14 protein-coding genes are annotated in these 20,877 nt (G+C 73.3%); 12 read left to right on the forward strand and 2 right to left on the reverse strand.

Going from position 1 to position 20,877, the window contains the following annotated elements; all coding sequences use genetic code 11:
• Positions 1-5 precede the first annotated feature (5 nt).
• Positions 6-344, reverse strand: coding sequence for a cytidine deaminase-like protein (locus ABZ806_RS06430; RefSeq protein WP_500215802.1), 339 nt, complete (start codon positions 342-344; stop codon positions 6-8).
• Positions 345-445: 101 nt separating this feature from the next.
• Here ABZ806_RS06430 and ABZ806_RS06435 point away from each other — a divergent pair, with 101 nt between their 5' ends.
• From ABZ806_RS06435 to era, 3 genes are read left to right on the forward strand one after another with little or no spacing between them, the layout of a single operon-like run.
• Positions 446-2,572, forward strand: a complete 2,127-nt coding sequence (locus ABZ806_RS06435; protein ID WP_500215803.1) for an MMPL family transporter — start codon at positions 446-448, stop codon at positions 2,570-2,572.
• Between the two features lie 51 nt (positions 2,573-2,623).
• Entirely contained in the window at positions 2,624-5,953 is a 3,330-nt protein-coding gene (locus ABZ806_RS06440) for an ATP-binding protein (protein ID WP_500215804.1), read from the forward strand.
• Positions 5,954-5,997: 44 nt separating this feature from the next.
• Entirely contained in the window at positions 5,998-6,921 is a 924-nt protein-coding gene (era, locus tag ABZ806_RS06445; RefSeq protein WP_500215805.1) for a GTPase Era, read from the forward strand.
• On the opposite strand, the gene ABZ806_RS06450 is transcribed toward era, so the two are convergent.
• A complete protein-coding gene (locus tag ABZ806_RS06450; RefSeq protein ID WP_500215806.1) occupies positions 6,912-7,718 on the reverse strand; it encodes a hypothetical protein in 807 nt (268 codons plus the stop codon). The two genes, era and ABZ806_RS06450, sit on opposite strands and share 10 nt — an antisense overlap.
• A 100-nt stretch (positions 7,719-7,818) precedes the next feature.
• Here ABZ806_RS06450 and ABZ806_RS06455 point away from each other — a divergent pair, with 100 nt between their 5' ends.
• The 9 genes from ABZ806_RS06455 (at position 7,819) to ABZ806_RS06495 (ending at position 20,867) form a co-directional block, all read left to right on the forward strand.
• Positions 7,819-8,430 (forward strand): hypothetical protein, encoded by a 612-nt coding sequence (locus tag ABZ806_RS06455; RefSeq protein WP_500215807.1) that lies wholly within the window; start codon positions 7,819-7,821, stop codon positions 8,428-8,430.
• A 1-nt stretch (position 8,431) separates the two neighbouring features.
• Entirely contained in the window at positions 8,432-9,193 is a 762-nt protein-coding gene (gene ddaH, locus ABZ806_RS06460) for a dimethylargininase (RefSeq protein ID WP_500215808.1), read from the forward strand.
• Positions 9,194-9,436: 243 nt separating this feature from the next.
• A complete protein-coding gene (gene leuA / locus ABZ806_RS06465) occupies positions 9,437-11,149 on the forward strand; it encodes a 2-isopropylmalate synthase (RefSeq protein ID WP_500215809.1) in 1,713 nt (570 codons plus the stop codon).
• Positions 11,150-11,182: 33 nt separating this feature from the next.
• On the forward strand, positions 11,183-12,193 hold the full coding sequence (locus tag ABZ806_RS06470) for a LacI family DNA-binding transcriptional regulator (protein WP_500215810.1): 1,011 nt from the start codon (positions 11,183-11,185) through the stop codon (positions 12,191-12,193).
• Between the two features lie 181 nt (positions 12,194-12,374).
• Positions 12,375-13,739: an ABC transporter substrate-binding protein gene (locus tag ABZ806_RS06475; protein WP_500215811.1), complete on the forward strand. Its 1,365-nt coding sequence runs from the start codon at positions 12,375-12,377 to the stop codon at positions 13,737-13,739.
• A 77-nt stretch (positions 13,740-13,816) separates the two neighbouring features.
• Positions 13,817-14,746, forward strand: coding sequence for a carbohydrate ABC transporter permease (locus ABZ806_RS06480; RefSeq protein ID WP_500215812.1), 930 nt, complete (start codon positions 13,817-13,819; stop codon positions 14,744-14,746).
• 5 nt (positions 14,747-14,751) lie between these two features.
• Positions 14,752-15,630 (forward strand): carbohydrate ABC transporter permease, encoded by an 879-nt coding sequence (locus tag ABZ806_RS06485; protein ID WP_500215813.1) that lies wholly within the window; start codon positions 14,752-14,754, stop codon positions 15,628-15,630.
• Positions 15,631-15,674: 44 nt separating this feature from the next.
• A complete protein-coding gene (locus ABZ806_RS06490) occupies positions 15,675-17,219 on the forward strand; it encodes a glycoside hydrolase family 13 protein (protein ID WP_500215814.1) in 1,545 nt (514 codons plus the stop codon).
• A gap of 66 nt (positions 17,220-17,285) precedes the next feature.
• Entirely contained in the window at positions 17,286-20,867 is a 3,582-nt protein-coding gene (locus tag ABZ806_RS06495) for a discoidin domain-containing protein (RefSeq protein ID WP_500215815.1), read from the forward strand.
• Positions 20,868-20,877: the final 10 nt, after the last annotated feature.

Raw genomic sequence — 20,877 nt, forward strand, 5'->3', positions numbered from 1 at the left:
GCGCCTCACACACCGATGACGCCATGAACACTGCCGTCGGGGGCGGCGACCAGGACGGGGGCCTTGGGGCCCAGGTCCCGGACGGCCTGGACGTCGGACGGGTCGGGGGTCTCGGCGGCCGTGACGACGGCGGCGGCCTCCAGGTCGCCGGCGCCGCTGGAGACCGCCATGGCCACCGCGACCTTGAGGGCCGAGAGCTTGAGGGACGGCAGGTCCACGCTCACGGCGTTGTAGGTGCGGCCCGTCTCGTCGCGCACGGCCGCGCCCTCGGCGGCGCCCGTGCGGGCCCGCGCCGACCTGGCCAGGGTGATGATCTTCGCGTCCTCGGCGTTCAGCTCGCTCACGCCGCCCAGCGTACGGGGCGGGCCGCAAGTCACCGGCAAGTGGGTGCCAAGGGGCCGGGGCGATCCTCGGACGGTCAGAGTGCCGATCCGGGGGAGAAGTGATGTCCCGTCTGCTGTACCGCCTGGGCAGGGCCGCCGCCGCGCGGCCCTGGCGGTTCGTCGTGGTGTGGCTGGTGCTCGTCGCGGCGGCCGCCGGATTCGCGGGGGTGGCCGGGGGCTCCCTGCACGACAACTACACGATGGCCGGGACGGGGTCGCAGCAGGCCACCGACCTGCTGCGGGAGCGGTTCCCGGCGCTGTCGGGCGCGGACGCGCGGGTGGTCGTCCACGCGGAGTCCGGCACGGTCGACCGGGCGAGGCTGGCCGCGGCGGCGGGGGAGCTGCGGAAGCTGCCGCACGTGAGCGAGGTGAGCCCGGCGCAGCCGAGCCCGGACGGGGCGACCGCGCTGATGACCGTCCGGTACTCGGTGCCCGTCACGGATCTCGCCCCCGGCGAGACGCTCGACCGGCTGCGGTCGGCGACGGAGGGGCTGGCCGGATACCAGGTGGAGTTCGGCGGGCAGGTGCCCGAGAACGTCACGGCGCCCGGCGGCGTCGCCGAGGCCATCGGGATCGTGGCCGCGCTGGTGATCCTCTTCCTGGCGTTCGGGTCGGTGGTGGCGGCGGGGCTGCCGCTGGCGGTGGCGCTGGCCGGGCTCGGCGCGGGCGTGTCGGGCATCACGCTGGTGGCCGCGGTCACCGACGTCGCGACGACCGCGCCGACGCTGGCGACCATGGTCGGCCTCGGCGTCGGCATCGACTACGCGCTGTTCATCCTCACCCGGCACCGGGAGGGGCTCGCGGCGGGGCTGGACGTGCCCGAGGCGGCGGGCCGGGCCATCGCCACGGCGGGCCTGTCGGTGCTCTTCGCCGGGTTCACCGTGCTGCTGGCGCTGTGCGGGCTGGTGCTGTCCCGCATCCCGGTCTTCATGACCATGGGGTTCACGACGGGCCTCGTCGTCGCGGCGACCGTGCTGAGCGCGCTCACCCTGCTGCCGGCGGTGCTGGGCCTCGCCGGGCGGCGGGTGCTGCGCCGCCGCGACCGCGCCGAAGGCACCACGATCACGGTCGAGTCGCCGCGGGTGCGGCGGTGGGCCGGGCACGTCGGGCGGCACCCGTGGCCGTGGCTGCTCGCCGCGTCGGTGCTGATGCTCGCGCTGGCCGCGCCCGCGCTCGGCATGCGGACCTGGCCGAGCGACGCCAGCAGCGAGCCGGCGTCCAACACGGTCAGGCAGGCGTACGACCTGGTCGCGGACGCCTACGGGCCCGGCGCGAACGGGCCGCTGCTCGTCGCCGTCGACCTGGAGAAGGCGGATCAGGGCGTGCTGCCGGGGCTCGGGGAGCGGCTGGCCCGGACCGATGGCGTCGCGGCCGTCGCGCCGCCGCTGCCGTCCCCGCACCGCGACGCCGCGGTGATCATGGTCACCCCGGAGTACGGGCCGCAGGACGAGCGGGTCACCGGCCTCGTCGACCGGATCCGCGCCGGCGCGCTGCCGCCCGGCGCGGAGATCACCGGGCTGACCGCCACCTACGTGGACCTGTCCCGGATGCTGTCCGACCGGCTGTGGCCGGTGATCGGCGTGGTCGTCGCCACGTCCTTCGTCATGCTGATGATCGTCTTCCGGTCGCTGCTGGCGCCGCTGAAGGCCGCCGCGATGAACCTGCTGTCGATCGCCGCCGCGTACGGGGTGCTGACGGCCGTGTTCCAGTGGGGCTGGGGCGCGGAGCTGCTCGGGCTCCCGCACAGCGTTCCGGTGTCGTCGTTCATCCTGCTGCTCCTGTTCGCGGTCCTGTTCGGCGTGTCGATGGACTACGAGGTCTTCCTGCTGTCGCGGGTCAGGGAGGAGTGGCTGCGGCACGGTGACGCGAGGGGTGCGGTCACCTCCGGCCTCGCCGCGACCGGCCGGGTCATCTCCAGCGCCGCGCTGATCATGGTCGCGGTGTTCCTCGGCTTCGCCGCCGACCCCGGCCTGGTGATCAAGCAGATGGGGGTGGGGCTCGCGGTCGCGGTGGCGCTGGACGCCACCGTCGTCCGGCTGGTGCTGGTGCCCGCCACGATGGCGCTGCTCGGACGGGCCAACTGGTGGCTGCCGAAGCCGCTCGCCCGCGTCCTGCCGGAGATCGACCTGCACGGCGGCGCCGAGCCCGCCGCGGTGGCCGAGCGGGAGCCCGAACCCAGCCGCGCCTAGGGCGGGAGTGATCACGATGGTCGGACATGTCCCGGTTAGGCTGACCGGGATATGTCGCCTGTCGTACGCGTGCTCGGCTCGTTCGGCGCCGAGGTGGCGGGGGAGCCCGCCGACCTCGGCGGGCCCCGGCAGCGCTCGGTGCTGGCGCGGCTCGCCGCCGCGCGGGGCCGGATGGTGCCCGCCGACCGGCTCGTCGCGGACCTCTGGGCGGCGGTGGCCCCGCCGCGCGCCGCCGCCGGCCTCCAGTCGTTCGTGTCGCACCTGCGCCGCGCCCTCGAACCGGACCGCCCGCCCCGCACGCCCGCGCGGGTCCTGGTCACCGAGCCGCCCGGCTACGCGCTCCGGCTGCCGGACGGCGCCGTCGACGCGTGGCGGTTCGACGCGCTGATCGACGCGGCCGGCGCGCTGCTGGCGGCCGACCCGGCGGGCGCCCGGCGCAGCGCGGACGCCGCCCTGGCCGAGTGGCGCGGGCCCGCCTACGCCGAGTTCGCCGGCCTGCCGTGGGCCGCCGCCGAGGCCGCCCGGCTGGACGAGCGCCGCCGCCTCGCCGTGGAGCGCCGCGCCGAGGCCGCGCTGCGGCTCGGGGCCGCCGCCGAGGTCGTCCCGGACCTGGAGGCGCACGCCGCCGCCGACCCGCTGCGCGAGGAGGCGTGGCGGCTGCTCGCGCTCGCCCTCTACCGCGCCGGACGGCAGGGCGACGCCCTCGGCGCGCTGCGCCGCGCCCGCGCGGCCCTCACCGAGGAACTCGGCGTGGACCCCGGCCCCGGCCTGCGCCGCCTGGAAGCCGACATCCTGGCCCAGGCGCCCGCGCTCGGGGAGCCGGAGCCCGTGCGGCCCGTCCTGCGGGTCGCGCCCGTCCCCGTGGAGCATTCCGGCTTCGTCGGACGCGTCGGTGAACTCGCCCGGCTGGCGGAGGCGGCCCGCGCCGCCGCGGCCGGACGCGGCGGCCTCGTCCTCGTCGGCGGCGACGCGGGCATGGGCAAGACCGCGCTCGCCGAGCGGTTCGCCGCCGGCCTCGCCGAGCAGGGCTGGACGTCGGCGTGGGGGCGGGCGGCCGAGACCGGCGGCGCGCCCGCGGCCTGGCCCTGGGCAGAGATCCTGCGCGAACTGGCCGCCGGCGCGCCGCCCGCGCCCGAACTCGCCGGCCGCCTCGCCCCGCTGCTGGACGACGCCGCCACCGGAATCGGCGGCGCCGACGTCCGCACGGGACGGTTCCGGCTCCACCTCGCCGCCGGCGACTACCTCACCGGGCTCGCCGGCACGGCGCCGCTCCTGCTCGTCCTCGACGACCTGCACTGGGCGGACGAGGAGACCCTCGCGCTGCTGGTCCGGCTCGCCGGGCGGCTGCGCGACCGCCCCGTCCTGCTGCTGGCCACGTTCCGGCGGACCGAGGTCGCCGACGGCCTCGGCGCCGCGCTGGCCGCCCTCGCCCGGCACGAGCCCGCGCGGATCGACCTCGGCGGGCTGTCACCGGACGAGGTCGCCGCCCTGGTCCGCGCCACCTGCGCCACCCGCCTGGACGACGCGGAGCTGTCCGCCATCGCCGAGCGGACCGGCGGCAACCCGTTCTTCACCCGCGAGACGGCCCGCCTCCTGGACGCCGAGGGCCTGCCCGCCGCCACCCGCCGGGTGCCCGCCGGCGTCGGCGACGTGCTGCGCCGCCGGATCGCGCGGCTGCCGGAGCCCGCCCGGGCCGTGCTGCGGGACGCCGCCGTCCTCGGCCGGGACGCCGACCTGCGCGTGCTGGCCGAGCTGGCCGGGGACGAGGAGACGGTGATCGACGCCGTCGAGGCCGGGCTGGCCAGCGGCCTGGTCACCGAGCCCGCGCCCGGCCGGATGCGGTTCGCGCACGCCCTCGTCCGCGACACCCTCTACGCGGGCCTGTCCCGGGCCCGCCGCACCCGGCTGCACGGCCGCGTCGCCGCCGCCCTCGAACGGCACACGCCCGGCGAGGTCGCCGCGATCGCGCACCACCACCTGGAATCGGGCACCGATCCGGACGGCGCCGTCCGCTACGCGCGCCGCGCCGCCGCGGCGGCCGAGGCTCGTTTCGCGCACGGCGCCGCGGCCGAGCTGTGGGCCCGCGCCGTAGAGACGCTCCGCGCGCAGGGGCCCGGCGCGACCCGCGACCGGCTGGAGGCGGAGATCGCCGCGATCCGGGCGGGCGCGCTCGCCGGGCAGGTCGTCGCCGCGCGGGAGCGGCGGCTCGCCGCCATCGCCGACGCCCGTGCGTTCGGCGACGTCCGGCTGCTGGCCCGCGTCATCGCGAGCTTCGACGTCCCGACGCTGTGGACGAGCCGCGAGTACGGCACCGTCGACCACCTCGTCGTCGAGGCCACCGACGAGGCGCTCGCACTGCTCCCGGACGGCGAGCCGGAGTTGCGCGTCCGGCTGCTGACCACGCTCGCCATGGAGCTGGAGGGCGAGCAGCACGACCGCGGCCTCACCGCATCCGACGAGGCCATCGCGACGGCCCGCGGCCTGGGCGCCCCCGAGCTGCTCGCCGCCGCGCTGAACGGCGGCTACGTCAACGGCTACCGCGGCGCGGACGGCCTGCACCGTCGGCACCGGCTCGCCGCCGAGTTGCTGGACCTCGCCGCCGGGCACGACCTCGGCACCTACCTGGTCCTCGCGCACCTGCAGCTCCAGCAGGTCGCCGTCGCCGCGCTCGACCCGCCGGCCGCGCGCCGCCACCTGGCCGAGGGACGCCGGCTCGCCGAGCAGTACGGCCTGCCGCTGCTCGCCCAGATCGCCGGCTGGCACGCCGCGCTGACGCACGCCTTCGCCGCCCGCTTCGAGGAGGCCGAACGCGCCTACGAGGAGGTCGGCGGCGCCATCGGCCGCACCGGCATCTGGTTCAGCGAGCGCGGCATGGTGTTCGTCGGGCTGTTCTGCCTGCGGCTCGCCCAGGGCCGCGCGGCGGAGCTGGTGGACGGCGCCGCGTGGCTGCACCGGCAGTGGGGCCACGTCGAGGCCACCGCCGACGTGTACGCCCTCGCGCTCGCCGCCGCCGGGCGCACGGCGGAGGCGCGGCGCGTCGCCGCCGGCGCCGGTCCCGTCCGGCTCGACTACTTCCACGACCTCACCCTGGCGATCCGGGCGCTGCGCGCGACCGCCCTCGGCGACCGCGACCTCGCGGAGCAGACCTACACGGCGCTCCTGCCGTATGAGGGACACGTCAGCGGCGGTGCCACCGCCGTCGCGACCCTCGGGCCCGTGGCGCACGTCCTCGGCGACCTGGCCGCCTTCCTGGAACGCCCCGCCGAGACCGCCGCCGCCCACTACCGCAAGGCCGCCGAGGTGGCAGAGCGCCTCGGCGCCGCCCGCTGGGCCGAGCAGGCGAGCGAGGCCGCCGCCCGCCTCGGCACCCCCGCCGCGTGAGCGGGCGTGCCGAGGCGCACGGCCGGGTGGGCGACAATTGGGGGGTGACGAGTCTGGGGAATGAGACGCCTGAGGGCCACCGCGCGGGGTTCGCGTGCTTCATCGGGCGGCCCAATGTGGGCAAGTCGACGCTGATGAACGCCCTGGTGGGGACCAAGGTCGCGATCACCAGCAGCCGCCCGCAGACGACGCGGCGGGCCATCCGGGGGATCGTGCACCGGCCGGACGCGCAGCTGGTCGTCGTCGACACGCCCGGCCTGCACAAGCCCCGGACGCTGCTCGGTGAGCGCCTCGACAGCCTCGTCCGGTCGACGCTGACCGAGGTCGACGTGATCGGCTTCTGCGTGCCCGCCGACCAGCCGGTCGGGCCCGGCGACAAGTACATCGCGCGCGAGCTGGCCGGGGTGAAGAAGACCCCCGTGGTGGCGATCGTGACGAAGACCGACCTGGCCGCGCCCGAGCAGGTCGCCGAGCAGCTCCTCGCCGTCGGCCGGCTGGGGGAGTTCGCCGACATCGTGCCGTGCTCGGCCGAGAGCGGCTTCCAGGTCGGCCTCGTCGGCGACCTGCTGATCTCCCGCCTGCCCGCGGGCATGCCGCTGTACCCGGAGGGCGACCTCACCGACGAGCCCGAGCAGGTCATGATCGGCGAGCTGATCCGAGAGGCGGCACTGGAGGGCGTCCGGGACGAGCTGCCCCACTCGATCGCCGTGGTGGTGGACGAGATGGCGCCGCGCGCGGGCCGCGACGACCTCGTCGACGTCTACGCCCACCTGTACGTCGAGCGGTCGAGCCAGAAGGGCATCATCATCGGGCACAAGGGCTCGCGGCTCCGCGAGGTCGGCGCCGCGGCGCGGCGGCAGATCGAGGCGCTGCTCGGCACCAAGGTCTTCCTCGACCTGCGCGTCAGCGTCCTCAAGGACTGGCAGCGCGACCCGAAGCAGCTGCGCCGCCTGGGTTTTTACGACTGATCCCGCTTGGGCTCGGGCTCCGGTTCGGGCTTCGGCTCGGGCTCAGGTCCAGGTGGCGCCTGCGGGTCGTCCGGCGTGCGGCCCCAGGCCCGGTCCTCGTCGGGCCAGGCGGCGCCACCGCCGGACTGGTCGGGCCAGGCGGCGCCCCCGCCGGGCTGGTCGGGATAGGCGTACTGCGGCTCGTACCCGTAGCCTTCCGGCCGCCGCGGCCGCGCGACCCGCGCGCCGATGGGGCGGGCGAGGCTGAAGCCGATCACGAACAGGGACGCGACCACCGCGAGGTACCAGCCGTAGCGGACGGTGATCTGGTAGCCGAGGTCCAGCCCCGTGTCGGGCAGGTCGTCGCGGACGTCGCCGAGCCGCAGGATGAAGATGCCGCAGACCAGCAGGGCGAGCGCGCCGGGCACGGCGGCGAGCCCGCCGATCCGCGCGTCCCGGCCGATCAGGTCCCAGCAGGCCAGCGCGATCGCGATGACGGCGAGCACCGGGACGGCGAGCACCATGTCGTCGGCGTCGATCCCGGCGACGCTGCCGAGGTCGCGGCTGAGCGTGCGGCCGAACAGCTCGGCGACGACCTCGGCGTGCGCCCACGGCAGGAACGCCGACACGAGCAGCAGCGAGGCGGCGGCGAGCACGGCGAGGATCCAGGGGACGCCGCGCCGGGCCGGGGCCGCGGCGGGCGGCTGCGGGGCGGTCGCGGCCGGTTCGCCGGCCGGCGGCGGGTAGCCGTCGACGGGCGGCAGGAAGGACGGGCGCGAGCGCGCGCGGCCCGCGTCGGAACCCAGGTCACCGGTCATGAACCCAGCGTAAAGGCAGGAGCGGCATTGACCGGGACGGCCACGTCGGGGTCCGCGGATGGGTACTTTGGACGAAGTCCGTTATGGGAGGAGAACCCCGGTGTTGCTCGTTTTCGGCCTCACGGCGGTGTTCCGTACGGTCAGCGAGGGGACGTTCCACTGCCCGCAGTGCGGCGGCGACCGCGCCTACCGCAGGCGCGCCGGGCGACGCTGGCTCTCGGTGTTCTTCGTCCCGATGGTGCCGCTGTGGCGGCTCGGCGACGCCGTGGTGTGCCGGACCTGCCGGGGCCGCCTCCCCGTCTCCGCGCTGCGGACGCCGACCGCGCAGCAGATGGCCGAGACCCTCGCGGCGGGCATGCGGGCGGCGGCCGCGCTGGTGCTGCGCGCCGGCGACCCGTCCGACGCGGCGGCCCGCGCCCGCGCGATCGCGACGGTCACCGGATACGGCGAGCCCGGCTACGACGACGCCGCCGTGGACGCCGACCTCGCGCTGCGCCGCGTCTTCCTGGAGCAGGAGGTCGTGCGGGCGGGCGCGCAGCTCGCGGTGGAGGCCAAGGAGTGGTTCCTCGCGCAGGCCGTCCGGATCGGGCTGGCGGACGGGCCCCTCGGCGACGGCGAGCGGCAGGCCCTGCACGGCGTCGCCGACCTGCTCGGCATGTCGCCCGCCTACGCGCTCGGCGTGATCGTGACCACCGAGGGGGCGTCGCGCTGACATGACCGCCGCAGCCGGAACGGCACTCGTCCGCGCACCCGGCCCGCGGATCGCCGGCGGCATCGTCACGCACGCCGCCCGCCGCCCCGTGGACGCCGCGCTCGCGGCGCGCCAGCACGCGGCCTACGTCGGGGCGCTGCGCTCGGCGGGCTGGCGGGTCCGGGCGGTGCCGCCCGCCGACGACTGCCCCGACGCCGTGTTCGTCGAGGACGCGCTGGTCGTCGCCGGCGACCTCGCGATCGTGTGCCGGTCGGGGGCCGAGCGCCGCCGCGGGGAGCTGCCGGGGGCGGAGCGGGCGGCGCGCGGCCTCGGCCTGCGAGTCGAGCGGATCAAGGACCCGGGCACCCTGGACGGCGGCGACGTACTGAGCGTCGGCGACACCGTCTACGTGGGCCGCGGCGCCCGCACGAACGAGGAGGGCATCTGCCAGCTCGCGCACCTGCTCGGCGGGCGGAAGGTGGTCCCGGTCGACACCCGCGGCTGCCTGCACCTGAAGTCGGCGCTGACCGCGCTGCCGGACGGCGACCTCATCGGGCTGCCCGAGCTGGTGGACACCTCCGCGCTGCCGAGCCTGCGGGTCGCGCCCGAGCCGGCGGGCGCGCACGTGGTCCCGCTCGGCCCCGGCCACGTGCTGATGGCGGCCTCGGCGCCGCGCACGGCGGCCCAGCTGGCGGCGGACGGCCTGCGCGTCACGAGCGTCGACATCGGCGAGTTCGAGGCGCTCGACGGCTGTGTGACCTGCCTGTCCGTGCTCGTCCCCTGATCCCGGAGGGGAATGCCGGCGGCGCCGCGGCGCGTTCGATGAGACGGAGGAGGCCCTTGTCGTCTCATCATCCGGACGCTTGTTTCCGGAACCCGGATGGCATCTGTTAACGTGGCGAACGTGTTGCGTGAGCTGCTCCTCCTTAGCGGCCGCAGCGGGGGCCTGTAAGACAGGTCGGCTCCCTCGCTGCGGGACTTTGACGTGGACGTCGGCCGCGAGGTTCGAGCAGAGAGATCTCAACGGATGTATCCGCAACAGCAGTCTTCGGGCATGCCCTTCCAGCGCTACCGGCCGTTCGCGCCGGTCACCCTGCCCGACCGGACCTGGCCCGGCCAGGTGACCACCGAGGCGCCGCGCTGGTGCGCGGTCGACCTGCGCGACGGCAACCAGGCCCTGATCGACCCGATGGACGCCCACCGCAAGCTGCAGATGTTCGAGCTGCTGGTACGGATGGGCTACAAGGAGATCGAGGTCGGGTTCCCGGCGGCCAGCCAGACCGACTTCGACTTCGTCCGGCAGATCATCGACGAGGGCCGGATCCCCGACGACGTCGTGATCCAGGTCCTGACGCAGGCCCGCCCCGAGCTGATCGAGCGGACCTTCGAGTCGGTGCGCGGCGCCAAGCAGGCGATCGTCCACCTGTACAACTCGACCAGCACGCTGCAGCGCCGCGTCGTGTTCGGCCAGGACAGGGACGGCATCACCGCGATCGCCGTCGAGGGCGCCAAGCTGTGCGCCAAGCTCGCCGAGGACATGGGCGACACCGAGATCTACTTCCAGTACTCGCCGGAGTCGTTCACCGGCACCGAGCTGGAGTACGCCGTCGAGGTCTGCAACGCCGTGAACGACGTGTGGAAGCCGACCCCGGACCGGAAGGTCATCGTCAACCTGCCGGCGACCGTCGAGATGGCGACGCCGAACGTGTACGCCGACCAGATCGAGTGGATGCACCGCAACCTCGCCTACCGCGACTCGGTCGTCCTGTCGCTGCACCCGCACAACGACCGCGGCACCGCCGTCGCCGCCGCCGAGCTGGGCTACATGGCGGGCGCCGACCGCATCGAGGGCTGCCTGTTCGGCAACGGCGAGCGCACCGGCAACGTCTGCCTGGTCACCCTGGGCCTGAACCTGTTCACCCAGGGCGTCGACCCGCAGATCGACTTCTCCGACATCGACGAGGTCCGGCGGACCGTCGAGTACTGCAATCAGCTGCCCGTCCACGAGCGGCACCCCTACGGCGGCGACCTGGTCTACACCGCGTTCTCCGGTTCCCACCAGGACGCCATCAACAAGGGCTTCGACCACCTGCGGCGCGACGCCGAGGCCGCCGGGACGCCGGTGGAGGAGTACCGCTGGGAGGTCCCGTACCTGCCGATCGACCCGCACGACGTCGGCCGGACGTACGAGGCCGTCATCCGGGTCAACAGCCAGTCCGGCAAGGGCGGCGTCGCCTACGTCATGAAGACCGAGCACTCCCTGGAGCTGCCGCGCCGGCTGCAGATCGAGTTCTCCCGGGTGGTGCAGGAGCACACCGACAGCGCCGGCGGCGAGGTCACGCCCGAGCGCATGTGGGAGATCTTCGACGCCGAGTTCCTCGGCAACGGGCCGCGCGCCGGGCTGCTGGCGCACCGCACCACGTCCCGGGTGGACGAGAAGGACGCGCTCAGCTGCGACGTCCGCATCGACGGCGAGATCCGCGAGATCGAGGGCGTCGGCAACGGCCCCGTCTCGGCGTTCGAGGACGCGCTCGCCACGGTCGGCGTCGACGTCCGGGTGCTGGACTACGCCGAGCACGCGATGAGCGCCGGCGGCGACGCCCGCGCCGCCGCCTACGTCGAGTGCGACGTGAACGGCGCGACGGTATGGGGCGTCGGCATCGACGGCAACATCGTGACCGCCTCCCTCAAGGCCATCCTGTCCGCCGTGAACCGGGTGTCCCGGACGCAAGAAGCGTAAGCCGCTTGCGCGGTCCCGTCGTATAGTTGCGGCATGACACGTCGACTGGCCGAGGTCGCCAAGAAGGTCGGGGTCAGCGAGGCCACCGTCAGCCGGGTCCTGAACGACAAGCCCGGCGTGTCGGACGCGACCCGCGCGGCCGTCCTCACCGCCCTCGACGTGCTCGGCTACGAGCGCCCCACCCAGCTGCGGGGCGAGCGGGCCCGGCTGGTCGGCCTCGTGCTGCCCGAGCTCGGCAACCCGATCTTCCCCGCGCTGGCCGAGGTCGTCGGCGGCGCCCTCGCCCAGCGCGGGTTCACCCCGGTGCTGTGCACGCTCACCCCGGGCGGGCTGTCGGAGGCCGACTACGTCGAGATGCTGCTGCAGCAGCAGGCGTCCGGGGTGGTGTTCGCCGGCGGGCTGTACGCCGAGGCGGACGCGCCGCACGACCACTACCACCGGCTGCTGGACGTCCGGCTGCCGGTGGTGCTGGTCAACGCGGCCGCCGCCGAGCTCGGCTTCCCGCAGGTCTCCACCGACGACGCGGTGGCCGCCGAGCAGGCGTTCGCGCACCTGCTGTCGCTCGGGCACGAGCGGATCGGGGCCGTCCTCGGCCCGGCCGACCACGTGCCGTCCAGCCGCAAGCTCGCCGCCGTCCGCGCCGCCGCCGAGCGCGCGGGCGTCGAGCTGCCGGACGCCTGGATCAGGCGCAGCATGTTCTCGCTGGAGGGCGGCCAGGCCGTCACCGGGCGGCTGATCCGGGACGGTGTCACCGGCATCATCTGCGCCAGCGACCCGCTCGCCCTCGGGGTGATCCGCGCGGTCCGGCGGCTCGGGAAGTCGGTGCCCGGCGACGTTTCGGTCGTCGGTTACGACGACTCGGCGTTCATGAATTGCGTGAACCCGCCGCTGACCACCGTCCGGCAGCCGATCGAGGCCATCGGCCGCGCGGCGGTGATGCTGCTGGTGAGCCAGGTGGAGGGCGGCTCGGTGACCGCCGAGGAACTGCTGTACGAGCCGGAGCTGGTCGTCCGCGCCTCGACCGCGCCCGTGCGCCCCGCCTGACTCCGGACCGTCCGGAAGCCGCCTTCGCGCAAGGCGGCTTTCGCGTTTCCGACCTCGGCTTACGTCCAGGACCGTTCCTATTGTCGAGTTCTTGCGTATCTTAATTCAGCTATTGCATTGAGTTGTCGGGCTATGTATGTTCCTCGCAATTGGCCGACCCGACGGCCCAGGAGGAACCCCCATGAGATCCCGGATTCTGGCCACCCTGCTCACGGCCGTTCTCGGCGCGACCGCCGCCGGCTGCGGCGGGGACGGCCCGGACGGCAAGGACAGCGCACCCCTGGACGCCGGCACCAAGGTGTCGATCACGGTCGGCTGCATGCCGGCCAAGAGCCAGGAGGCCCAGCGCAAGGAGTGGAACGAGGACGTCGCCGCGTTCCAGAAGCTGCACCCCAACATCACGGTCGAGGGCAAGGACGCCTTCCCCTGCATCGACCCGCAGACCTTCCAGGCGAAGCTGGCCGGCGGGCAGATGGAGGACGTCTTCTACGTCTACTTCACCGACGTCCAGAACGTCGTCCGGCGCGGCCAGGCCGCCGACCTCACCCCCTACATCGGCCGGGTCGGGCAGTACCCGAGCCTCGACCCGACCGTCATGAAGGTCTTCAAGAACGGCGGCAAGGTGTACGGGCTGCCCCGGCAGAACTACACGATGGGCCTGTTCTACAACCGGAAGCTGTTCACGAAGGCCGGCCTGAACCCGGACGCGCCGCCGAAGACGTGGGCCGAGGTCCGCGACGCGGCCAAGAAGATCAGCGCGCTCGGCGACGGCGTCGTCGGGTACGCCGAGCTGAGCGCCAAGAACCAGGGCGGCTGGCACTTCACCACCTCGCTCTACAGCCAGGGCGGCGCGATGGTCGCCCCCGACGGCAGGAAGTCGGCGTTCAACGGCCCGCAGGGCAGGGCCGTCCTGCAGAACCTCAAGGACATGCGCTGGACGGACGACTCGATGGGCGCCAAGCAGCTCCTCGTCGACGCCGACATCCAGCGGATGATGGCGTCCGGCAAGCTCGGCATGTACCTCGGTGCCCCCGACAACGCGACCGCGCTCGTCGACCAGTTCAGGGGCGACTACGCGGACTACGGCATGGGCCCGATCCCCGGCGGGACGGGCACGCTGCTCGGCGGTGACGGCTACATGGTCAACCCGAAGGCGCCGCCGGAGAAGATCAAGGCCGGGCTGATGTGGCTGGAGTACTACGCCCTCACACCCGGGCAGGGGCAGCTGAACTACGCGCGGGCCGCGAAGGACGGCCGCCCGGTCGGGATCCCGCAGCCGAAGCTGTTCGGGCAGAACGCGGTCGGGCAGCGGGACCGGGAGCTGCGCGCCGCGTCCGCGAACCTGCCGGTCCAGAACTTCAAGCCGTACGAGGACGCCTACACCTCGGTCCCCGGGAAGCTGGAGCCGCCGCAGGCGCAGCAGCTCTACGCCATCCTCGACTCGGTCGTGTCGGCGGTGCTGACCAGGCGCGACGCCAACGTCGACGACCTGCTGGCGGACGCGCAGAAGAAGGCCGACGCGGTGCTCGCCCGGTCCGGAACCTGACGCCCGCCCGCCCGCCCGGGGCGCCGGCGCCGGCCGCGCCGCCGCCCCGGGACCGCCCGACCGAGGGGACACCGACCATGATCACTGCGCGGACGCGCCCGCGGCCCGCGGAGCCGCGGCGCCCGGCGCCCACCCGCCGGCGCCGGACCGCGCGGCGCAACCTGACCGCCTACGGGTTCCTGTGCGGGGCGCTGATCTGCTTCGCGTTCTTCTCCTGGTACCCGATCGTCCGGGAGGTCCTGCTCAGCTTCCAGCAGACGAACTTCGTCGGGGACGCCCGCTGGGTCGGCCTGGACAACTTCCGCACGGTGATCGCGGACCCGGTGTTCGTGGACGCCTGGGTCAACACGGCGATCTTCACGCTGCTCGCGCTGGTGATCGGGTACGTGGTCCCGTTCGCCGTCGCGATCGTCCTGAACGAGCTGAAGCACGCCCGCGGCTACCTGCGGTTCGTCGTCTACCTGCCGGTGATGCTGCCGCCGGCGGTCGCGGTGCTGCTGTTCAAGTGGTTCTACGACCCGGGGCCGGGCCTGTTCAACCAGATCCTCGGGTTCTTCCAGCTGCCGGGGCTGAGCTGGCTCGACTCGACCGGCACCGCGCTGGTCTCCCTCGTGATCGTGTCGACGTGGATGAACCTCGGCAGCGGCACGCTGATCTACCTGGCCGCCCTGCAGACGATCCCCGGCGAGCTGTACGAGGCGGCGGAGCTGGACGGGGCCGGGCTGTTCCGCCGGATCAGGCACATCACGGTCCCGCAGACGAGGCTGATCCTGCTCGTCATGCTCCTGCTCCAGATCATCGCGACGATGCAGGTGTTCATCGAGCCGTTCCTGCTCACCGGCGGCGGGCCCGAGGACGCCACCGTCACCGTCGCGTACCTGATGTACCAGTACGCGTTCAACTTCACCAACTTCGGCGGAGGCGGCGCGCTCGGGCTGATGCTCATGCTCGTCCTGATGGTGTTCTCCGTCATCTACCTGCGCGTCTCGCGCGAGGAAGCGAGGTAGGCGCCATGTCGGAGACGCGGACGCTCGTCTCGCCGCACACCCTCGGCACCCGGCGCGGGAAGGCCGTCTACTGGACGGTGTTCGGCACCGTGTTCGTGACGTTCACGTTCGTGTTCGTCTTCCCGCTCTACTGGATGGTCACCGGCGCGATGAAGTCGCCGGACGAGCTGGCCGGCGTCCCGCCGAGCCTGTTCCCGCACGGCATCGACCTGAGCGGGTACCGGGAGGCGTGGCGGCAGCTCGACCTCGGCAGATACCTGTGGAACACGACCGTGTACGCGTTCGGGGCATGGCTGTTCACGCTCGGCGTGGACGTCACCGCCGCGTACGCGCTGTCGAAGCTGCGGCCGATCCTCGGCAAGGCGATCCTCGGCGGGATGCTGGCGACGCTGATGATCCCGCCGATGGTCATCCTGCTGCCCGCCTACCTGACCGTGAAGGACCTGCCGATCCTCCACGTCAACCTGCTCAACACCCCGTGGGCGATCTGGCTGCCGGCCGCCGCGAACGCGTTCAACATCTTCCTGCTGAAGCGGTTCTTCGACTCGATCCCCGCCGAGCTGCTGGACGCGGCCGAGGTGGACGGCGCCTCGCCCGCCCGGATCCTGTGGGCGATCGTGCTGCCGGTGTCGCGGCCCATCCTCGGCGTCGTGTCGATCTTCACGGTGGTGAACGTGTGGCGCGACTTCGTGTGGCCGCTGCTCGTGCTGCCCGACACCGGCCGCACGACGATCAGCGTCGCGATCTCCTCGCTCGCCGTCCAGGTCCCGCAGAACGTGCTGATCGGCTCGCTGGTGATCGCGAGCCTGCCCACCATCGTCGTCTTCTTCGCCTTCCAGCGGCACATCATGGCCGGTCTCACGGCGGGCGGGCTGAAGGGCTGACCCCCTTCCCCGTCCCGCACCTTTCTCTCTAAGGAGTTGTCAGCATGCCCGAAACGTGGTGGCGCGGCGCGGTGATCTACCAGGTCTACCCGCGCAGTTTCGCCGACGGGAACGGCGACGGCGTCGGCGACCTCGCCGGCCTGCGCGACCGCCTGCCCTACCTCGCCGGGCTCGGCGTGGACGCGCTGTGGCTGAACCCGTGGTACCCGTCCCCGATGGCGGACGGCGGCTACGACGTCGCCGACTACCGGGACGTCGCGGCGGTGTTCGGCACGCTCGCCGAGGCCGAGTCGCTGATCGGGGCGGCGCACGCCGCCGGCTTGCGGATCATCCTGGACGTGGTGCCGAACCACACCTCGCACGCGTCGGCCTGGTTCCGGGAGGCGGTCGCGGCCGGGCCGGGCTCGCCGGAGCGGGAGCGGTTCTGGTTCCGCCACGGCCGGGACGGCGGCCCGCCCAACGACTGGCAGTCGATCTTCGGCGGGCCGGCGTGGACCCCGCTGCCGGACGGCGACTGGTACCTGCACCTGTTCGCGCCCGAGCAGCCCGACTTCAACTGGAACTCCGCCGACGTCGCCGAGGAGTTCCACGACGTCCTGCGGTTCTGGTACGGGCGGGGCGTGGACGGCATCCGCATCGACTCGGCGGCGCTGCTGGTCAAGGACCCCGACGCCGAACCCGACGGCCTCGACCCGTTCACCGACCGGGACGGCGTCCACGAGATCTACCGGGGCTGGCGGAAGGTCACCGACGCCTACCCGGGCCGGATGCTCGTCGGCGAGGTGTGGCTGCCCGACCAGGAGCGGTTCGCCCGCTACCTGCGCCCGGACGAGATGCACACCGCGTTCAACTTCGACTTCCTGAACTGCGCGCTCGAACCGGACGCGCTGCGGCGGGTCATCGACACGACGCTCGCGACGCACGTCCCGCTCGGCGCGCCGCCCACGTGGGTGCTGTCGAACCACGACGTCGTCCGCCCGGTGACCCGGTACGGGCGCGCCGACACCTCGTTCGACCTGCAGGACCGGCGGCACGGCGCGCCGACCGACCGCGCCCTCGGCGTCCGGCGGGCACGGGCGGCCGCGCTCCTGGCGATGGCGCTGCCCGGCGCCGTCTACATCTACCAGGGCGAGGAGCTCGGGCTCCCGGAGGTCGAGGACCTACCGGACGACCTGCGCCAGGACCCCATCTGGAGCCGATCCGGCCACACCGACCCCGGCCGCGACGGCTGCCGCGTCCCGCTCCCGTGGTCGGGCGACGAGCCGCCGTTCGGGTTCGGCGGCGACCCGTGGCTGCCGCAGCCGCCCGACTGGAAGGACCTCACCGCCGAGGCGCAGGACGCCGACCCCGGCTCGATGCTGAACCTCTACCGGGACGCCCTCGCGCTCCGCCGCGAGCACCTCGGCGACGGCTCCCTCACCTGGCTCCCGTCCGATGACGGCGTCCTGGCGTTCACCCGCGACTCCGGCCTGACCTGCGTGGTGAACCTCGGCGCCGGACCCGTCCCGCTCACCGGCGAGGTGCTGCTGGCGAGCGGCCCGCTGCCGGGCGGCCTGCTCCCGCCCGACACGGCCGCCTGGCTGCGCTGACCCCAGATCTCTGCCGCTCCTCCCAGGCAGGTGCCCCCACCCCCACCAGTAGGGAGATCACCAGCGATGAGACCGAAGTCCCTCCGCATCCTGCCGGCCGCCGCACTGGCCGCCGCACTCGCCGCCGCCGGGCTGACCGGCCCGGCGGCGGCGCCCGCGGCGGCGGCCGAGCCGAACCTGGCCGCAGGCAGGACCGTCTCCGCGAGCAGTTCCAACGGCCGGTACGCCGCGCCGAACGTCAACGACGGCGACCAGGCCACCTACTGGGAGAGCGCGAACAACGCGTTCCCGCAGTGGATCCAGGTCGACCTCGGCGCCTCCGTCGGCACGAGCAAGGTCGTCCTCAAGCTCCCGGCCGCGAACTGGGGGACCCGCACCCAGACGCTCTCCGTGCAGGGCAGCACGGACGGGACGGCCTACACCGACCTGGCCGGCTCCGCCGGGCGCGTGTTCGACCCGGCGGCGCGGAACACCGTGACGCTGACCTACGCGTCCACGCCCACCCGCTACCTGCGGGTCCGCATCACCGCCAACACCGGATGGCCCGCCGGGCAGCTGTCGGAGCTGGAGGTCTACGGGCCGGCCACCGGGGACCGGACGCCGCCGACCGCGCCGGCCGGGCTGGCGTTCAGCGAGCCGTCCGCCGGAAAGGTCAGGCTGACCTGGAACGCCTCGTCCGACGCGGTGGGCGTGACCGGGTACGACATCTACGCCAACGGCGAGAAGCGCGCGAGCGTCGCGGGCGGCGTGCTCACCTACACCGACGGCCAGCCGGACACGGCGACCGTCTCCTACTACGTGCGGGCACGGGACGCGGCCGGCAATGTCTCGTCCGACAGCAACGTCGTGACCCGGCAGGGCCGAGGCGGCGGAACGAACCTGGCCGCAGGGAAACCGATCACCGCTTCGTCGCACGTGTACACATTCGCCGAGACCAACGCCAACGACAACGACGTGGCGACGTACTGGGAATCGGGGTCGGGCGCCTATCCGGCCGCGCTCACCGTCAACCTCGGCGCTAAGGCAGACCTGACGTTCGTCGTGGTGAAGCTGAACCCGGACCCGGCATGGGCGACGCGCACCCAGACGATCGAAGTGCTCGGACGCAGCAGCCCCAAGGGCTCCTTCACGACGATCAAGCCGTCCGCGACGTACACGTTCGACCCGTCCGGCGGGAACACCGTGACGATCCCGGTCGTGGCGACCGCCGCCGAGGTGCGGCTGGAGTTCACGTCCAACTCGGGCGCGCCCGGGGGGCAGGCCGCCGAGTTCCAGGTCATCGGCACTCCCGCGCCGACACCCGACCTGACCGTCACCGATCTCGCCTGGACGCCGGCGTCCCCGGACGAGACGGACGACGTCACGCTGCGCGCGACCGTCGAGAACATCGGGACGGGCACGGCCGACCCGAGCGGCCTCGACTTCCTGGTCGGCACCCAGAAGGCGGCGTCCGCGCAGGTCGGCGAGCTGGCCGCCGGTGCGTCCACGACCGTGTCCGCGTCGATCGGGACGCGCGGCGCGGGCTCCTGCACCGTCGCCGCCAAGGCGGACGCCGGTGGCGACGACATCGAGCTCAACGAGACCAACAACACGGCGAGTGCCACGCTGAACGTCGGCCAGGTGCCCAGCTCCGACCTGGTGGCGCAGGCCGTCACGTGGAGTCCCGGCAACCCGAGGCAGGGCGACACCGTGACCTTCTCGGTGGCCCTGCGCAACAACGGGACGCAGCCGACCGCTAGCGGCGAGCACGGGATCACGCTGAAGGTGCTCGACGGCGACGCCACGGTGAAGACGCTGACCGGCTCCTACAGCGGTTCACTCGCGCCCGGCGCCACCACCACCCCGATCGGCCTGGGCACGTGGACGGCGGCGAACGGCCGGTACACCGTGCAGACCGTCATCGCGGACGACGCCAACGAGGTGCCGGTCAAACGCGGGAACAACACGTCCACGCAGGCCCTGTTCGTCGGTCGCGGGGCACATCTGCCGTTCGACATGTACGAGGCGGAGGACGGCGTGCTCGCGGGCGGCGCGTCCGTCGTCGGGCCCAACCGCACGATCGGCGACCTGGCGGGGGAGGCGTCCGGGCGCCGCGCGGTCACGCTCGACTCCACCGGCAGCAGCGTCGAGTTCACGACCAAGGCGGCCACCAACACGCTCGTGGCCCGGTACTCCATCCCGGACGCGGCGGGCGGCGGCGGCATCGACTCGACGCTCAACGTCTACGTCGACGGGACGTTCCTCAAGGCCATCGACCTGACGTCCCGGTACACGTGGGTGTACGGGGCCGAGGCGAGCCCGAGCGACTCGCCGGGCGCCGGACCGGCCCGGCACATCTACGACGAGGCGAACCTGATGCTCGGCACGACCGTGCCGGCCGGCCACAAGATCAAACTGCGGAAGGACGCCGCCAACACCACCACCTACGCGATCGACTTCGTCAACACCGAACTGGCGGCGGCCGCGCCGAACCCCGACCCCGCCACCTACGCGGTGCCCGCCGGGTTCACGCACCAGGACGTCCAGAACGCGCTCGACAAGGTGCGCCAGGACTCCACCCTGACCGGCGTCTACCTTCCGCCCGGGACCTACGACACCGCGCAGAAGTTCCAGGTCTACGGAAAGGCCGTGAAGGTCGTCGGGGCGGGGCCGTGGTTCACCCGCTTCCGCACGCCGCCGAACCAGCAGAACACCGACGCCGGATTCCGGACGGAGGCGTCCGCGAACGGCTCGACGTTCTCCGGGTTCGGGTTCTTCGGCAACTACACGTCCCGCATCGACGGGCCGGGAAAGGTGTTCGACTTCTCGAACGTCGGCGACATGACGATCGACGACATCTGGGTCGAGCACGTCGTCTGCCTGTTCTGGGGCACCAACGTCGACGATTCCACGATCAGGAACTCGCGGATCCGGGACACCTGGGCGGACGGCCTCAACTTCACCAACGGCAGCAGCGGCAACCACGTCGCGAACGTCGAGACCCGCACGACCGGCGACGACAGTTTCGCGCTGTTCCCCGCGATCGACAACCACAACGAGCAGGAGACCGGCAACGTCTTCGAGGACCTGACCTCGCTGCTGACCTGGCGGGCCGCCGGCCTGGCCGTCTACGGAGGAGGCGGCAACACGTTCCGCAACATCCACATCGCCGACACCCTCGTCTACTCCGGCATCACGGTCGGGACGCTGCAGTTCGGGGGCATTCCGGCCCTCGGCTTCGAATCGGACCCGCAGACGAAGTTCGAGAACATCTCCCTCGTCCGGGACGGCGGCCATTTCTGGGGACAGCAGACGTTCCCGGCCCTGTGGCTGTTCTCCGGCGAATTCCCGTTCCGCGGTATCCGCATCAACGACGTCGACATCGTCGACCCGACCTACTCCGGAATCATGTTCCAGACCAAGTACACCGGAGGGCAGCCGCTCAACCCCATCACCGACACCGTTCTGACGAACGTCGGCATCTCCGGCGCGCGCAAGAGCGGTGACGAGTTCGACGCCAAGTCCGGCTTCGGAATCTGGGTCAACGAGCAGCCCGAAGCCGGCCAGGGCCCGGCCGTCGGCTCGGTGACCTTCAACGGCCTGGACCTGCACGACAACTACCAGGACATCAAGAACACCACCACCACGTTCACCATCGACCGCAACTGACCGAGGACCG

The sequence above is a fragment of the Spirillospora sp. NPDC047418 genome (assembly GCF_040643275.1).
Classification (GTDB): domain Bacteria; phylum Actinomycetota; class Actinomycetes; order Streptosporangiales; family Streptosporangiaceae; genus Spirillospora.

Excerpts from the sequence above, each read along its gene's own strand:
- ABZ806_RS06470 (WP_500215810.1), top strand. The coding sequence starts at position 11,183 with ATGACACGTCGACTGGCCGAGGTCGCCAAGAAGGTCGGGGTCAGCGAG.
- ABZ806_RS06435 (WP_500215803.1), top strand. The coding sequence starts at position 446 with ATGTCCCGTCTGCTGTACCGCCTGGGCAGGGCCGCCGCCGCGCGGCCC.
- ABZ806_RS06485 (WP_500215813.1), top strand. The coding sequence starts at position 14,752 with ATGTCGGAGACGCGGACGCTCGTCTCGCCGCACACCCTCGGCACCCGG.
- ABZ806_RS06450 (WP_500215806.1), bottom strand. The coding sequence starts at position 7,718 with ATGACCGGTGACCTGGGTTCCGACGCGGGCCGCGCGCGCTCGCGCCCG.
- ddaH (WP_500215808.1), top strand. The coding sequence starts at position 8,432 with ATGACCGCCGCAGCCGGAACGGCACTCGTCCGCGCACCCGGCCCGCGG.
- ABZ806_RS06490 (WP_500215814.1), top strand. The coding sequence starts at position 15,675 with ATGCCCGAAACGTGGTGGCGCGGCGCGGTGATCTACCAGGTCTACCCG.
- ABZ806_RS06495 (WP_500215815.1), top strand. The coding sequence starts at position 17,286 with ATGAGACCGAAGTCCCTCCGCATCCTGCCGGCCGCCGCACTGGCCGCC.
- ABZ806_RS06440 (WP_500215804.1), top strand. The coding sequence starts at position 2,624 with ATGTCGCCTGTCGTACGCGTGCTCGGCTCGTTCGGCGCCGAGGTGGCG.
- ABZ806_RS06475 (WP_500215811.1), top strand. The coding sequence starts at position 12,375 with ATGAGATCCCGGATTCTGGCCACCCTGCTCACGGCCGTTCTCGGCGCG.
- leuA (WP_500215809.1), top strand. The coding sequence starts at position 9,437 with ATGTATCCGCAACAGCAGTCTTCGGGCATGCCCTTCCAGCGCTACCGG.
- ABZ806_RS06480 (WP_500215812.1), top strand. The coding sequence starts at position 13,817 with ATGATCACTGCGCGGACGCGCCCGCGGCCCGCGGAGCCGCGGCGCCCG.